Origin of the sequence: Mesoplasma syrphidae (assembly GCF_002843565.1) — a bacterium.
GTDB classification, from domain to species: Bacteria; Bacillota_I; Bacilli_A; order Mycoplasmatales; family Mycoplasmataceae; genus Tullyiplasma; species Tullyiplasma syrphidae.
Genome location: NZ_CP025257.1, coordinates 401,170 through 417,342 on the forward strand (window position 1 = coordinate 401,170; position 16,173 = coordinate 417,342).

General features: G+C 30.5%; 19 protein-coding genes and 1 tRNA gene. 19 read left to right on the plus strand and 1 reads right to left on the minus strand.

Translation table 4 applies throughout. From position 1 onward, the window contains the following. The 17 genes from rnpM (at window position 1) to CXP39_RS01770 (ending at window position 14,147) form a co-directional block, all read left to right on the plus strand. A complete protein-coding gene (gene rnpM / locus CXP39_RS01690; protein ID WP_027048139.1) occupies window positions 1–264 on the plus strand; it encodes an RNase P modulator RnpM in 264 nt (87 codons plus the stop codon). Further along, window positions 257–562 carry a L7Ae/L30e/S12e/Gadd45 family ribosomal protein gene (locus tag CXP39_RS01695; RefSeq protein ID WP_027048138.1) on the plus strand — a complete coding sequence of 102 codons (306 nt, stop codon included), beginning with the start codon at window positions 257–259 and terminating at the stop codon, window positions 560–562. The genes rnpM and CXP39_RS01695 overlap by 8 nt, the downstream gene beginning before the upstream one ends. Before the next feature lie 19 nt (window positions 563–581). Continuing rightward, a complete protein-coding gene (gene infB, locus CXP39_RS01700; protein WP_051591861.1) occupies window positions 582–2,468 on the plus strand; it encodes a translation initiation factor IF-2 in 1,887 nt (628 codons plus the stop codon). A gap of 59 nt (window positions 2,469–2,527) precedes the next feature. Further along, the gene (locus CXP39_RS01705; protein ID WP_027048137.1) at window positions 2,528–3,064 is read left to right on the plus strand and encodes a hypothetical protein; all 537 of its coding nucleotides are present in this window, start codon (window positions 2,528–2,530) and stop codon (window positions 3,062–3,064) included. Between the two features lie 236 nt (window positions 3,065–3,300). After that, window positions 3,301–3,555, plus strand: a complete 255-nt coding sequence (locus tag CXP39_RS01710) for a hypothetical protein (RefSeq protein ID WP_027048136.1) — start codon at window positions 3,301–3,303, stop codon at window positions 3,553–3,555. 145 nt (window positions 3,556–3,700) lie between these two features. Then, on the plus strand, window positions 3,701–4,048 hold the full coding sequence (rbfA, locus tag CXP39_RS01715; RefSeq protein WP_027048135.1) for a 30S ribosome-binding factor RbfA: 348 nt from the start codon (window positions 3,701–3,703) through the stop codon (window positions 4,046–4,048). A 56-nt stretch (window positions 4,049–4,104) separates the two neighbouring features. Continuing rightward, window positions 4,105–4,974, plus strand: a complete 870-nt coding sequence (gene truB / locus CXP39_RS01720) for a tRNA pseudouridine(55) synthase TruB (protein WP_245856643.1) — start codon at window positions 4,105–4,107, stop codon at window positions 4,972–4,974. An 8-nt stretch (window positions 4,975–4,982) separates the two neighbouring features. After that, window positions 4,983–5,552, plus strand: coding sequence for a nucleotidyl transferase family protein (locus tag CXP39_RS01725; RefSeq protein WP_051591860.1), 570 nt, complete (start codon window positions 4,983–4,985; stop codon window positions 5,550–5,552). Between the two features lie 123 nt (window positions 5,553–5,675). After that, window positions 5,676–5,942, plus strand: coding sequence for a 30S ribosomal protein S15 (gene rpsO / locus CXP39_RS01730; protein WP_027048133.1), 267 nt, complete (start codon window positions 5,676–5,678; stop codon window positions 5,940–5,942). Between the two features lie 76 nt (window positions 5,943–6,018). Further along, window positions 6,019–6,092, plus strand: a tRNA-Gly gene (locus tag CXP39_RS01735). A gap of 165 nt (window positions 6,093–6,257) precedes the next feature. Then, entirely contained in the window at window positions 6,258–7,319 is a 1,062-nt protein-coding gene (locus tag CXP39_RS01740; protein WP_027048132.1) for an SGNH/GDSL hydrolase family protein, read from the plus strand. A gap of 116 nt (window positions 7,320–7,435) precedes the next feature. Next, window positions 7,436–8,368 carry a hypothetical protein gene (locus CXP39_RS01745; protein WP_027048131.1) on the plus strand — a complete coding sequence of 311 codons (933 nt, stop codon included), beginning with the start codon at window positions 7,436–7,438 and terminating at the stop codon, window positions 8,366–8,368. A gap of 4 nt (window positions 8,369–8,372) precedes the next feature. Next, window positions 8,373–9,464, plus strand: coding sequence for an SGNH/GDSL hydrolase family protein (locus CXP39_RS01750; RefSeq protein WP_027048130.1), 1,092 nt, complete (start codon window positions 8,373–8,375; stop codon window positions 9,462–9,464). Continuing rightward, window positions 9,464–11,545 carry an MOLPALP family lipoprotein gene (locus tag CXP39_RS01755; RefSeq protein ID WP_027048129.1) on the plus strand — a complete coding sequence of 694 codons (2,082 nt, stop codon included), beginning with the start codon at window positions 9,464–9,466 and terminating at the stop codon, window positions 11,543–11,545. Before CXP39_RS01750 ends, CXP39_RS01755 begins: the two co-directional genes overlap by 1 nt. Window positions 11,546–11,561: 16 nt before the next feature. Continuing rightward, window positions 11,562–12,401: a DegV family protein gene (locus CXP39_RS01760; RefSeq protein WP_027048128.1), complete on the plus strand. Its 840-nt coding sequence runs from the start codon at window positions 11,562–11,564 to the stop codon at window positions 12,399–12,401. Between the two features lie 102 nt (window positions 12,402–12,503). Then, complete coding sequence (locus tag CXP39_RS01765; protein ID WP_027048127.1) at window positions 12,504–13,259, plus strand: DxFTY motif-containing membrane protein; 756 nt, start codon at window positions 12,504–12,506, stop codon at window positions 13,257–13,259. A 9-nt stretch (window positions 13,260–13,268) separates the two neighbouring features. Next, on the plus strand, window positions 13,269–14,147 hold the full coding sequence (locus tag CXP39_RS01770) for a hypothetical protein (RefSeq protein WP_027048126.1): 879 nt from the start codon (window positions 13,269–13,271) through the stop codon (window positions 14,145–14,147). A gap of 14 nt (window positions 14,148–14,161) precedes the next feature. Here the strand turns inward: CXP39_RS01770 and CXP39_RS01775 are convergent, their stop codons facing one another. Then, window positions 14,162–14,932 carry a phosphotransferase family protein gene (locus CXP39_RS01775; RefSeq protein ID WP_027048125.1) on the minus strand — a complete coding sequence of 257 codons (771 nt, stop codon included), beginning with the start codon at window positions 14,930–14,932 and terminating at the stop codon, window positions 14,162–14,164. A 59-nt stretch (window positions 14,933–14,991) separates the two neighbouring features. Here CXP39_RS01775 and CXP39_RS01780 point away from each other — a divergent pair, with 59 nt between their 5' ends. Continuing rightward, a complete protein-coding gene (locus CXP39_RS01780; protein WP_027048124.1) occupies window positions 14,992–15,603 on the plus strand; it encodes a non-canonical purine NTP pyrophosphatase in 612 nt (203 codons plus the stop codon). 1 nt (window position 15,604) lies between these two features. Continuing rightward, window positions 15,605–16,150: a tRNA (cytidine(34)-2'-O)-methyltransferase gene (locus CXP39_RS01785; protein ID WP_027048123.1), complete on the plus strand. Its 546-nt coding sequence runs from the start codon at window positions 15,605–15,607 to the stop codon at window positions 16,148–16,150. Window positions 16,151–16,173 lie beyond the last annotated feature (23 nt).

Genomic DNA, 16,173 nt, shown 5'->3' on the forward strand with positions numbered 1-16,173 from the left:
ATGAAATATCAAAATCTAATCTTAAGAAAAGATATTGCTTCAAAACAAATGTTGCCAAAAAAAGACTTAATTCGCATTGTTAAAAATAAAGAAGGTAAAATATTTATAGATTTAACTTATAAAGCAGAGGGCCGTGGAGTTTACGTTAAAGGTGATCTAGAATCATTTAAGATAGTCAAAAAACTTAATTTATTGTCTCGAGGCTTAAAAGTACGAATTGATCAAAACATTTATATGGAATTAGAAAAGGTTATCAATGGATAAACAAAAATTATTAAATGCCATTGGAATGGCCTATGGGTCACGAAACGTTATTTATGGGGCAAAATTATTAGACTTCATCAAAGGGAAAAAAGTGACATTTGTCATTATTGGATCAAATATGGGTCCAAGTCAAAAGAAGAAAATAACTGACAAATGCAAGTTTAACGAAGTTGAATATTGAGATGATATTTTGACAGTTGAAGAACTTGCTCAAGCGTGTGGAAGAACCACTATTGTCGCTGTAGGATTTAAAGAACAAAATTTTGTTAAGTTGCTTAAATCTACAATTAAACAGTAAAAGAAAGGGGAAAATTTACATGGCTATAAATAAAAACAACAAAAACAATAACAGAAATACTAATTCGGCTGCTGCCAAGGCAAAAGCAAAAGAGCATACAAAACATATTAAACAACAACTTAAAGAAGAGGTTGCAACAGGTTTAATCGATGGAGTGTTTGTTTATACAGGACCTTTATCAGTTACTGAATTTGCTTCAAAAGTTGGAAAGTCAACAGCTGATATTTTGAAATTCTTTTTTAATCAAGGATTAATGATGAACCAAAATATGATGTTGAGTGAAGAACAAATGGGGGAATTGGCTCTAGAATTTGGATTTGACTTTAAAAAAGAAGAGTCGCTAACAAAGGAAAATATTTTTGAACAATTGCAAGTAGCAGATAAACCTGAAGATTTGGTTGACCGAGCTCCAATTGTTACAATTATGGGGCACGTTGACCATGGTAAAACAACATTGCTAGATTCAATGCGTAATGCTGATGTTGCTGCATCTGAAGCTGGAGGAATTACTCAGGCAATTGGAGCTTACCAAGTTGTTCATAGTTCTGGTAAAAAAATTACTTTTATTGACACTCCAGGACATGAGGCTTTTACTGAAATGCGAAGCCGTGGTGCTAATGCCACTGATATTGTAATTTTAATTGTGGCAGCTGATGATGGGGTGATGCCTCAAACAGAAGAAGCCATTGATCATGCTAAAATGGCCGAAGTTCCAATTATTGTTTTTGTCAATAAGTGTGATAAGCCAGGAGCAGATCCAGAAAAAGTTAAAGTTGAATTAATGAACTATGGATTAGTAGCTGAAGAATATGGAGGAGACATTCCGTTTATTTTGGGATCGGCTAAAGAAAAGCAAGGTTTGGAAGAATTACAAGAAACAATTTTATTTATTTCTGAAATTAAAGATTACCGTGCCAACCCTAACAAATTTGCTTCAGGAGTTGTTCTTGAAGCACATCTAGATAAGTCAAGAGGACCAGTTGCTTCAATTCTTGTTCAATCAGGAACTTTGGAAATGCGTGATATGGTTGTTGCAGGGGGAGCTTTTGGAGCTATTAAAAATATGGAAAATGAAAACCATAAAAAAGTTCTTAAAGCTGAACCATCTCGCCCAGTAGTAATTTTTGGACTTAATTCAGTTCCAAATGCTGGAGATAAATTCATCGTAATGAATGATGAAAAAATGGCCCGTCAAATAGCTGAAGCACAAATTGATAAAAAGCGTGCAGCCGAACAACAATCAAAGCAGGCCTTTACATTAGATCAAATTAAAAATCACATTGATCAAGGTGAATTGAAAAACATTAACGTAATTATCAAAGCTGATACTCAAGGATCGGTTGAGGCCCTAAAGGGATCATTAGCAAAAATTGATATTGCTGGTGTTAAGTTAAATGTTATTCGTGGATCAGTTGGGGCTATTTCTAATTCTGATATTACTTTAGCGATGGCATCATCAGCAATTGTTTATGGATTTAATGTTCGTCCAGATGCTTCAGTTCGTCGTAAAGCTGAAGAAGACGGAGTTGATATTCGTTTGCATAATATTATTTATAAAGTAATTGAAGAATTAGAAGATGCTGCCAAAGGCATGCTTGATCCAATTATTGAAGAAGTTGTTTTAGGGCAAGCTGAAGTTCGTGCTCTATTTAGACACACAGATATTGGAGTTATTGCCGGATTCCATGTTGTAGATGGAATGATTCCTCGTAATGCTCGTATTCGTATCCTACGTGATGGAATAGTTGCTTATACAGGAGAAATATCTTCTTTAAAACATCAAAAAGAAGATATTAAGGAAGCAAAAATTGGTTCTGAAGGTGGACTAACAATTAAAAACTTTAATGATATTAAAGAAGGCGACATAATTGAAGCCTACAAAGAAGAAATTAAAAAAAGTGTTTAAGCAATTTGGCTTAAATAAAATCTAAGGTATAATACTTTATAAGTACGGAGGTATATTAAATGACAACAACAAAAAATACGAGATTCGGAATTAAAGAAATTATGGCCATTGTTTTTGGGACTATTTTCTTTATTGCTGTAATCGTTGGACTTTACGGAATCAAATTTAACTTTGATGGTATTAGTTATACACTAGCAACATTATCAAATTTAGGGGGTGCTCGTGCTTGATGAGCATCAGCTGCTTACTATCTTGGAATCTTTGGATTATTACTAGTTTGCTTATTTGCAGTTTTTGAAATCTTAGGATTATTACTATCACTAGTATTTAAGAAAAATAAATTCGTTAAATTGAATTTGAGAATTGCTAACTTTACTGGAGGAGCATCATTTGTATTGATACTAATGTATTTAATATTTTTAATGGTTGGAGCTATTATAAATATTGGTTCTGGGAATGTTGCTAACTTTGCAATTGCTTGAGTAATCACATTTGTAATTACTGCATTACCTTGTGCTTTTGTAACTTTGGCAAATGAAAAAATGCTGAGAGCTTCAAAAGATCGTGTATCAAAAACTAAAACAACTACAAAATAACCGTAAGGTTATTTTTTTTGACTTTGTGTGAACTGCTAATGTAGTAGAAAAACAGAGTACGCAAATATAATTGAATAAATATCAAATGAGAAAAATACATTGATTCAAGTTCATTATTAAAAATCTCAAAGTTTGCGAAGAACCTCTATTTAAGCGAAAAACTTAAAGATAGATAGTGAAGTTTAGTATTTTGATAGTAAGTGTTAGAATTTAAATAAAAGAGGAGGATTGAAAAAATGGCAAAAGATGTTAAAAATGTGTATGAAATTCAAGATATGAGCAAATTAGGAATAAGTGAAATTAGTGATTTGATGGACAGCGGAAAAACACTTTTAATCTCATTACGTAAAGGTATTCATGTTGAGAAATCTTTAGAGAATAAATACTCTGAGTTTTTAAAAGCAAATATAGAATTGAAAGAAGAAAAAGCAAATTGTGGAATTTGCGGCTGCGGTGAAATTGCAGACATTTTGGTTTATGCTTGAAGATAAAAAGCTTTGACATTTTATCGTTTTCAATTAAAGTATTGACTAAACAATTTGTATTTATACTGTAAAGACAAAAATTTTTTAGCTTTCAGTACTTTATATAAACTAGTCAGAAATGTTATAATTAAGTTAAGAAGAGGTATCGATTATGGCAAATCAAAAAGTTCAAGCAAGAAAAGAATCATTAATTTTGAGAGAATTGACATTAATTTTAAATCGTGAAATGGATAATGAAATTTTAAAAGCCGTATCAATTTCTGAAGTTAGATTAACAAATGATTCTGAAATGGCGAAAATATATTATACATTTTTGGCATTTAATTCTGAAATTGATCAAGAAAGCGTAGCTGAACAATTGGAACTTAATCATAAAAAAATTCGTATGAATTTAGCAAGAAAAATTCAAGTTCGCGCAGTTCCTGAATTGCAATTTATTTATGATACATCGTTAGATAATGCGAATAAAATTGAAAAAATTTTAAAAGATTTGAAATAGTAAATAATAAAAGTTCAAGCATAGTCTTGATTTTTTTGTAGAAAGAGTATGTGAGCATGATAAATAAATCGGGAGTTATTATTGTTAATAAGCCATCAGGAATTACTACTAATGGAGTCATTCAAAAAGTTAAGCGTAGCTTAGGAATTAAAAAAGTTGGGCATGCGGGAACATTGGATCCGTTGGCAACAGGAGTAGTTATTTGTTTAGTTAATAATGGAACTAAAGTTAGCGATTATTTATTAAATGCAGATAAAGCATATATTGTAACTATGAAACTATTTGTAGCAACAGATACTTATGATAGTGATGGAAAAATTTTACATACTCAGGTGCCATTTGAAATTAGTCAATCTCAAATTGAAGCAGTTGTTGCCAAATATGACGGTTTAAATTATGATCAAACACCCCCAATTTATTCAGCAATTAAAGTTCAAGGTAAGAAATTATATGAATATGCTCTTGATAATCGGGAGGTCGAAATTCAAAAACGAAATATTACGATTCAAAGTTTAAAATTACTTGGTTATGACCAAATAAAACAAGAAATTACTTTAGAAGTTAAATGTTCAAAGGGAACTTATGTTCGTAGTTTAGTTGTTGACTTTGCCAATGATTTGCAAACAATTGCGCATGTTACAGCTTTGCAACGCACCAAATCAGGATCATTTACAATTGATGCAGCAATAAATATGCATGATATTAGTGAAAAGGATATTATTGATTTGCACACTGTATTACAAAATGAACAGCATTCAATTGTAAAAACTGATAATCTTAAGGACGTCATGTTAGGTAAAAAAATTGTCCTTAACACTTCTGATAATCTTGTTTTTATCGAAGACGAACATCATAATATCTTGGCATGCTATGAACGTGACCAAAATAATGTCTTTAAATGCCGCCGTGGTGGACTAAATAACTAAGGAAATTTATGGAACTAATTAAGATTGAAATTGATAATTTAAAAGTGATTGCAAAAAAAATTGCCAAATTCAAACGACCATTTGTTGCAACAATTGGGAATTTTGATGGAATGCATCTATATCATCAAAAAGTATTAGCAAAAGCTAAGGAATGAAGCCAATATTATGACCTTCCCATGGTTGTTATCAGCTTTAGCCAAAATATTTATGACTATTTAAATTATGAAGAGAATCGTATTACATCAACAAAACAAAAAGCAGAATATATTGAAAAAGTTTATGAATCTGAATTATTTATAGAAGTCCTGACTAATGATGAATTAGTTAATACTCCAAAAGAAACGTTTCTCAATATTTTAAAAGAGACTTTCAATATTGTTAGAGTTGTTGAAGGAGCTGATTTTAGGTTTGGAGCTCAAGGTAAAGGAACAGTTATAGATTTGCAAGCTGTTTTTGGATTAGAAAATGTTTGAGTTGAGCCAAGAGCAAATGAAATTTCATCTACAAAGATTCGCAAATTATTGAAAAATGGCGATAAGCAAGCAGCTAATGATCTTCTAGGGATAAAAGTAAAATAACTAATGTATTTAAAAGTTTATTATGTTATTATTTTATAGGTGATTGTTTACCAAAGTTTCTATCTTTCCCGAGATGTTACTTTGATAAAACGCTAATAATCAAAATAAAAGGGAGAAACCACAATGGTATCAAAAGAAAGAAAATTAGAATTAATTAAAGAATTTGGTGGATCAGAAAAAAATACAGGTCTGGCTGAAGTTCAAGTAGCTATCTTAACTGAAGATATTGCAAATATGACTGAGCACTTAAAAGTACATAAAAAAGATGTTCCGACAAGAAGAACATTGTTAAAAAAAGTTGCTCAAAGAAGACATTTATTAGACTTTTTGGCTAGAAATGATGTAAATCGTTATAAAGCAATTATTGAAAAATTGGGATTAAGAAAATAATCAAAATTTTGTAAAAAAGGAAAAAATATCTTGACACTCATATAAAAATTATTTATTATATAAGAGTGTTAAACATGCAGGTGTAGTTTAATGGTAGAACTTCAGCCTTCCAAGCTGACTGTGAGGGTTCGATTCCCTTCACCTGCTCCATTATGAAATAGTTTAGAGCTCTTAGGAGTTCTTTTTTTATTATCATATTTAGTAAAATAATTTACTATTTTGTAAAATAATAACCAAAATAAACTAAAAATTTTTGACAAAAATATTAAATGATCAATGAACTATAATTAGAATAAATTGAATTGAGGGACTAGAATGAAATCATACTTTAGAATACTCGGCAATTTCCGAAAAAAGTTGCGCTCGAATAAATATCTTGATGGCTTTGAATCTACAAACCAAAGTGTTTTATTAAAACAACAAGTTGATAAAAGTAATGCAATCGATGATTCGCAAGCATTTGGATTGTTGAGTAACTTTTATACAATTGGTGACAGTTTGAGCGATGTTAATGGTCTGACTTCAGTTTTTAGCGCTTCTTTGCGAAAACAAATTAATGTAAGTTACCCAAGTGTTAATAATTCTTACACAAATGGCGATAATGCAGCGCTACTAGTTGCTAAACATTTTAAAGTTGAAAACTTTACGGCTGGATTTGATTATCAAACAGCGAACAATCATTTTGTTAAGCATGGGAAAAATTATGCAATTGCAGGAGCAACAGCTGCAGAAATTTCTTCGGGATTTGGTTTAATGCTTAACAATTTCAAAATTAAAGATCAGGCAGTTTCGCTTCTTAAGCAACATAAAATTAGTTTTAATGATTTACTTTTTATTGAAATTGGGGGTAATGACTTATTTCAAATCGTTGATCTTCCAATTAGCAAGCAACGAAATAAGATTAGTGAAGCAGTAGCTAATATTCAGTCAACACTGCTGTTGTTACTAAACAATGGTTTAAAAAAAATTATATTGGCAAATGCTCCAGATATTAGCCGCCTACCCAAATATCTAAATACGCCTTTAGCCAAAACAACAAAAAGATTAAGTAGAGAATTTAATCGAAAACTTCAAAAAATGTTTGTTAAAGTTAATACTCAATATTGTCATACTATGTATTTTTATGATCTTCAAAAAAAGTTTAAGTGCATGCTAAAAAAATTTGATGGTGACACTTCACAAGCTCCTACAACAATTAAAAGAGATTTTAGGGCTGTAATTAAGCGATGCACAGTTGAAATTGAATTTAACAATAATATTAAACCAGAACAACTAGATAACTACTTCTTTTTTGATGAAGCGCATCCAACAAAATGAGCGCATTTTGAAGTGGCCCAAGATCTCATTAAAATTGCTGAAAAAATGACTAAAAAATAGTTTTCCAAAATAAAATATGTATCAAAATGGTACATATTTTATTTTAAGCATATATAATATTTAAAGTATTTGAAGTATTAGTCTCATTTTGAGAGTATAAAAAGAAGGTATGATATATGAAAAAAATAGGGAAAAGAATATCAATTGTCTTGGCAGCAATCGGGATGGGAACGACTGCTATTATTTCTGTGGGATTGGTAACTCCAGGAATGGGACTTGAGTCATATAAATTTATTAACAGTGTCAAAAAACAGATTAACACTAATTTTGCTAAAAACAAATTTGTTATTGATGGTTCAAGTTTGGTATATGAAATGATTGTTAACTCAGCAATTAAAAGTAGTTATAAAGCTGATGCATTGTCATCAACTAACTGATACAGTGCAAAAGAATCAAATTCGAAGCGAATTGATGAATACAACAAGTTTATTGATAACTGATTTGATGCTCGATGAGGTGAAACTATTAAAAATAAGCAAGACATTGATTTAAATGATGTTTCAATGGATTTAATTAAATTTGATAAGGCATTTGCAACTGAATTTCATAGTTATGGATATGTCAATCCAGGATTTACATGAATTTTTAAAAAAGGTGTTGCAAAAGACATGTTAAGTTTTAATTTAAAAAACACTGAAATGTATCAAGAAGCTTTAGAAAAACAAACTACTATTGAGCAAAACTTTTATGATTCGAAAGTTAAGCATACTGGGCCAGGACTTAATGGAATTGATGTAACAAGTTCATTAGGAAGTTATATTGTCAATAACAAAGTTTGATTTATTAATATTCAACGTGCAAATGTTGATTATGCTTTAAATGATCCAATTGCTAAAGCAGCAGGGGTTTTCAAAGACAAAACATTAACTTCTGCTGACTTGCCGAGTTTAATTACGGCTGATGATTTATATCAACCTAATTTTACAAGCGGAATTATTGTTACAGCCATTGGAACATGAATGTTATTGGTTATTACACCAATTGTTTTAACTAGTGGAACAATTGTAATTGTGACTGTAAATGTTAAAAGTAAAAAGGGTGGGCAATAATTTTATGAAGCGATTTTTAGCTATTATTGGAACAATTATTTTAGCCTTATCACCAATTGCTGTAGTTTCTGCTTGCACAGTTCCCCAAAAAAAGAATATTGACTTTGATCGCTTGGTTGGACTAGATATTGATAAGTCAAAGGCAATTGATGATTCAAATAACACTGGGCTTTTTACTAATTTTTATACAATAGGGGATAGTTTAAGCGATGTTAATGGATTGACATCAGCGCTGAGTATGGCTCTTGGAACAACAATTAAGTTTAGTGAACCAAGTTTTAACAGTTCGTTCACTAATGGAAATACGGCTGCTGCAAATTTAGCTGCAAAACTTGGAATTGAAAAATTTGAATCAGGATTTGATTACAAAATAGGACAAGCATCTTTAAGTAAGTTTGGTAAAAACTATGCGATTGGAGGAGCCACAGCTGCAAAAGCTAGTGGACCTATGGGAGCGATTGTAAATTATTTTAAAATTCAAGACCAAGCAGAAGCAATTATCAAGCAGCACAAAGTTAAATCAACTGATTTGGTTCTTTTAGAAATTGGGGGAAATGATTTGTTTGGAATGATGGGAACAAGCGATGCTAATAAAGCTGTAAAAATGGCTGAAGCAATGGAAAATATTAAAAATGCAATGTTGACATTGCTAAATAATGGAATTACTAACATTGTTGTTATGAATGCTCCTGATATTAGTCGCATTCCCACATATAACAGTCAAAATGACAAAATTAAGCAAGAAGCAAAGGCTTTAAGTTATGAATTTAATGCTCGTTTTAACACTGTTTTTGAAGAAGTCAATAAAAACTATGGAAACTCAATGCAAATGTATGACTTAATGAAAAGTTTTAATGAAATGTTAAAGGAATATGAAAAAGAAAATAAAGATTTTGAAAAACCAGCAACAACTACAAAATTTGATTTAAATAAAATTTTAGAAACTGGCGTTATTCCAGTTGAATATAATGAAGGTATCTCAGAAAAAACAATTGACAACTACTTTTTTTATGACGCAGTTCATCCAACCAAATGAGCACACGAAAAAGTCGCTAATGACTTAGAACAGCTTGTTATGAAATGAGGTGCTAAATAATGAAAAAATTATTATGCATTTTGGGAGCATTTACAATTGTAGCTAGTTCAGGGGCAACCATTGTTAGTTGTGGATCAATTCCCAATGATATTGCTTATTCAGAAACAACTAATAATGAGAATAATTTAAAATTAGCTACAACTGAAATTGCCAAAACTTTAATTTTGAATGACCAAACTGGAATTGATGCAAATTATATGTTTGAAAACTTTACTTCAGCGCAACGTTTAAGCAATATTGAAGGATTTGATTTAACTGAACCTACTATGACAGAATATACTCGCTTAAACGAATGAGCAAAGCTTTATTTTAGCGTCTCAAATGTATTTGATAAGCAATCAATTGTAACAAATGCTAATTTAGCAGTTCGCAAGCAAGTAATCTCTAATAGCAAAGGAATTCTTGAAACAATTTCTGGATTAGGAGATGCTATCAAATTGTTAACAAAGGGCAACACTTTAGAAGCTATTGTAGGAATTCTTACTAATTCGGTAATTCTGCAAGCCTTTATTTCAACTGATTTGGCAGACTTTATTAAAACATTGTCATTACCAATTGATACTATTGAAGAATTGGCTTATGCATTTGATGATTTAAACTATGAAAATTATTCTTATCAGGAAGTTTTAAATGCAAGCTCAATTGAACTAAGCAATGGACTGCGTAATATTTTAGGTTTTGATAATATAACTGAAGTGACAGTCAACAATGATGTTGCTAATTTTAATCAAGCAGCAGTCAATATAGCAAAAATATTAGGAATGTTAATGAATGGAAAATCTGAAGTCAAAGTTAACATGTTTAATAGTGTTCGTGGTTTAGCACAAATAATTCGTTTTGGTCGTGGTATGTTAGCATATATAGTTCAGTTTGATCAATATCGCGATTATACAGCGCAAAAAGGTGATTATTTATTTTCTGATAAAGAAAATAATAATACCATTGTTGATAAAGTTTTGAAGAGACAATTTGTTAAGGAAGACAATTATATTGATTTTAAAAAACTTGTTGTCAATATAAGCAGTATTTTCACAGTAGATGATGAGGGTTATAACTTTCAAAAGTTAATGGCAATGCTTTTTGCTAAAACACCAAAATATCTTGCTACTTCGAGATTAGGTTTAGCGCCACTATTTAATGAAGTTTTAAAGTCATATGTAGAGGCAAATATACCTAATGGGAAAATATTAGGAGCTTTTATCCCAACTCTAACAGGAAGTTTATTTGATGCTTTGGCAAATCGAGGATCACTTGATAGCTTAGTTTTGGCGCTTACACTAGCAACAGTTACTTCTCCACCGGAATTGAAAGAGAAAATGAAGCAAGTGACAAAGGCATTGAGGGCTTCAAAATTAAACAAGAATCTTTATAGTGAACTTTATTCAGGAAACTTGCTAGAAGAACTTGGTCCAATTCTGGCACCATTAGATATTAGCTTACCGATGATTTCAGAATTTAACATTAAGACTTTGCTATCGAGACCAACAATTGATAATGAATCTATTTCAGGAATCTTAAATAAAATTTGTAAAGAATTAGATCTTAACATTAATGTTGTTAATCAAGAGAGCAAATACTCAGAACAACCCCTAAAGCTAAATAAAATAAGTAATGTGATTTACTCGTTAACAAAAAAAGTTACTTGAGAAGAGCAAAAAAATAATCAAATCAAGATTGTTACTACTTCAGTTTTGGAAAAAGCCTTAAAAAATCCATACCAAATGTTTGAAGTATTGGGATATAACAAAATAACTAAAAAGTTTGATGATGGTAGTCCTTTAGCTGCAATCAAAGATATGTTAGGCGATGGTGTAGCCATTGCAGAACTATTACAAATCTTAAAAGTGTTTAGTCATGGAGTAGATACTAGTGTCAATCAAGAAATTGAGGCCATTATTCAAACCCAACTTATGGATCCAACAAAATGAACAATTACCTCTTATAATAAAAAACAAAGTGGTAAAATTATAAAAGAATTGTCTGTAAGCATTAATTACCAAAGCGATCAATATCAGTTAAAAATTGTGCGCCAAAAAACAGGGTATTTTAAAGTAGATACATTCACAAAACTAAGTAAATAGAAAGAATGAACAGACAATGAAAATAGCAATATTAACAGATTCATCATATGACGGAAAAATTGATGAATACAAAGATTTGTATCTGGTACCTTTAATTATAAACACTGAAGATGGGCGTGATATTCTTGATGACAATAATTTGGCTAAAGAAGAGTTTTATCAATTATTAGATAGTCAACCACTAAAAACATCTCAAGCCACTCCGGGACAATTAATGCAAGTCTGGGATGAATTATTAGTAAATTACGATCAAATAATTTATTTACCAATTTCAAAAGGACTATCGGGCCAATTTGCAAACGCCCGTATGATGAGTGAAACTGAAGAGGCATATAAAGGTAAAGTTTTTGTTTGCGATGGCAATAATGTTTCAATCATTACCCAAAAGACTGTTAAGCAAATAGCTTTTTGAATTGCTGAAAATAAAACTGGATTTGAGATTTTAGAACTAGTGAAAGAGCTTTCAAGTAAATTTACAACGTTTATTATTCCCAAGAATCTTGAAACACTAAAGCGTGGTGGGCGAATAACTCCGACTGCTGCTGCGCTTGCAAAAATGCTAAAAATTATTCCAATATTAAGATACGATGGAACAATTGATAAAGAAGATACTGCAAGAACATTTAAAAGAGCTATCAAGGAATCATTAAAATTAATCAAAAAAGAGTGTCATGGTACAAAATTTATTGATGTTGCGTATTCACGCTTTTCATCCGAAGATTTTGAAATGATTCTGAAAATTATTAATGATGAGGGTTTTAAAATTGGTACTATCTCAGAATTAACTAATGTAATTATTGCTCATACGGGTCGAGAAACAGTCGCCTTATGTGGATGAAAAAACACAATTAAATAAAGTCAAAAATAAGTTGCGAAACTTATTTTTTAACTTTTAAAAGGGCTTTTTCCTAAAATAAAATAGATAATTGTATAATAAGATAAATAAAGGAGACAAACTATGGACGAAGAACAAACAAAGATCGATTCTTACTGACAACAAATGCGTCAATTTTCATCATCAAGAACTAATTTTTGAATTAGTTTACTGTCAGAACTTTGTTTAACAATCATTCCATTTATTGCTTTATGATTAGTTGTTGGTCCTGATTTTAGGGCTTACAGTTTTAATGTTTATATTTCGAAATTACATAGCAACTTCGGAATTTTAATAGCAATCATAATAGGCTATTTTGTTTATGCTCTTTTATTTAATACAATATTATTTTTTGTTCGTCTTCAAAAAGCTGATTCATTTACATATACATGCGGATTAGCAATTGTGGGTGCATCAATAATTTTAAATGGCGCATGGATGATTAATTGAGAAGTTGCCAAGCAAACTGAAATGCTAAAAATTTTTATAAGATTTTTATTAGCTGTGGTATTAGGAATTATTGGTGTAATTTTTGGAGTCTTATTAACTAATTTAGCTCGTAACTGAGCATACAAAATTGAAGAAGAGGATCGGGAAATCTTGTCAGCTTATCGCCAAGGTTTGCCAGTTCCTTCAAAGCATCACCTTCGTGTTGTTCGAGCTGAAAAACTAGCGCAAAAGCACGAAGCAGATCGCCAGGAACTTGAACTGTTTAAGGAACAATTAAATACTCGTCTTCTTGAAAGCTATGAGGATAAGAAGGCTAATGAAAAGGCCGCCATTATTAGAGCAAAGTTGGATAAAAAAGAGTCCAAAAAACGAAAACAAAAAATATCTTAAGGAGAGAAAATGCATCAAAAAACTAAGACCGAAGTTCGTAAGTTTTATTACGACTTTACGAAAAAGTATTTTGTAACAAGTAAGCCACTGCTAATATTATTTATTTCTGATATGATGCTATTTGCAGCAGTTTGCGTTTCATTTTTTACAAAATTGGCTTTACCAGATATGAATGAGACAGCCGAGAGCGTCTTAAACTATTTAATTATTATAAGTTCATTTTATATTTTGTTAAAATTTACGATAACTAACTTTATGTATGATTCAATGTATTTTAAAAAGATTTGCATTTATCAAGAAAATTTGGAATTAAAAGCAATGGAAGTCAAAACCCAACGTGTTATTAATTACATGCCTTTTCAATTTGTTGTTTTAATGATTTCATTAAACATTATTGTTGTGGTCATATTAAACTTTGAAGTAGAATTAATTTTTAATAGTGCAACAATCGTTAAAGTGTTAGTAACAACACTAAGTACCTTATTATTAATTCCATCATTTTCTACATCATTAAACAAAATTTCAACAATCAAAAGTAGTGTAAATAATAATTACAAGTTGCTAATTCGTGATCAATTTTATGCAAATAAAGATTTTATTAAAAATCACGAAGTTATTAATAACTATGAATTTATTGAATTTACTGATTTATCAGTTGTTTCTAAAAAGGGATTGTTTTTAATAACTGATGTAAAAGACGCAAAATGCAAAAAAGTTTTATTGGACCATAATTTGATGGTACTTGATACTTATAAAGAAATTTGAGATAAATATACTGATTTTTTAGAATACATCAGTCAAGAAAAATCTAAAGGACGTGATCGTCGTTTGGCATTTCTAATTCAAAGAGTCTTTGATTCAGTATTTATTGACATGTTAGATATTTAATAAGAAAAATAAAATTAGCATTTAAATGCTAATTTTTTTAATTTATCCTGAGCAATTTCTTTAAAAATTTCTTGCTTCGTTGATTGATACATATAACTTGCTCAATAGCTTCATAAATAATTTTGATAGGTAATAAAATCAAACAGCTTTTGCAAATCTATTGCTGACAAATTCAATAGCTTCAAAAATTTGGGTCATTGATCTGGATCTAACGATTCGCTCATGAAACTCGCATAATCAAATAGTCAATGATTTAGACTAGCAAATTCAAAATCAATTAGAACCCAACGGTTGGATATCTTTAAAAAGTTTCCGCGAACCAAATCATTGTGAGAAACAACTAGTCCAGAACCGTCATCTCAATCATCAATAATTCGAACAATTTTTTGATCATATTGACTTAAATCAAAAATCGGAACAACTTTAGTTTTAAACTTATTCAAAATTACTTGAGGATTGAAGGGTTTCAGAGTCAAATCTAAATGGTGAAACTTTTTAATCAAACGAATTACTGCCTTCATTTTACTAGTACAAATTTCTTGATCATGAAGTGTAAAAGTATTTGGGTAGTATTTGGTGTATGATGTAAATAAATTACTTTCATCAAATTCTCATTTAACTGGAACCAACAGTCAGTCAAATTTCGAATCCTTAAGTTGTTCATAAAAGGTCTGTTCATTTTCACGATCAAGAAAATAATCGACAATTTGATTAGATTTTTTGCCAATTAAGTCATTTTTAAGAAACAAAGTATTAGTTAATCCTTGAAATTGTTTATTTTCCATTCTGAAACCTCTAAAATATATACTATATAATTTAATTTTACACTAAAGGAGCCATCTTAATGACAGAACCAATTTTATGAATAGCAACTGCAAATCCTTCTAAAGTATTAGAATTTAAAATTTTATTTCCCGAGTATGAAATTAAAACATTGTTAGATATTCCTGAATATGAAGATATTATTGAGGATGGGGCAACTTTTCAAGAAAATGCGATGATAAAGGCAAAAGATTTAGCATTACATGTTAAGGGAATTGCTATTGGTGATGATAGTGGATTAAGTGTTGATTGCTTAGATGGATTTCCTGGAATTCATTCTAAACGATGAGCCGAACCATTAACTGATTTTATTGAAATTTCTCAAGCTTTATTACTTCGTATGCAAGAATACCAAGATATGAAATTACGAACAGCTAGAATGAGTACAGCAATTGCTTTTTATGATGCAATTAGTCAAGTTGAAAAAGTTATTTACTGTGAGGTTAATGGAAGAATTGCTAAAGAGATTTTGGGAGAAAAAGATAAGGGCTTTGGTTATGATCATATTTTTATTCCTGATCCCTTTACTTTAACTTATGCGCAAATGGGTCTAACAACTAAAAATAAAAATTCCTCACGTCAAAAAGCTGTAGATGAATTTAAAGAGTTTATTAAGAATTATAAAGGAGAGTAATATGAACAAAAGAAAATTACATATCGTTTTATATGAAACAGAAATTGCTCAAAACGTCGGAGCGATTATGCGTACATGTGTAGCTACTGCTGCTAAACTTCATATCATCGAACCATTGGGTTTTCCTTTTGACGAGCGTCATTTATCACGTCCAAGTGCCAATGAATTTAAGTATGTAGATATGGTACGTTATGATGATTGAGCACATTTTCAAGAAGCCAATCCTAATGCAACTCTATTTTGCTTATCACGTTATGGCAAACAACCAATCTCAGATTATGATTTTACAGAAATTAATGATGATGTTTTTATTATGTTTGGTAAGGAATCAACAGGAATTCCCAAACAAATTTTAGTAGACAATTTTACAACAACCTTTAGAATCCCAATGGTTCCTGAAGCACGTAGCATCAATATTTCTAATTGTGTAGGAATTACAGCCTATGAAGTTCTTCGTCAATGAGGTTACCCAAACTTATCAAAAGTTGAAGTTCAAAAAGGCGAAAATTATATTACTGATGGTAACTGAAAGGGGATCGAAGATTAAAATATTTGGGACTGAGCTGCCAT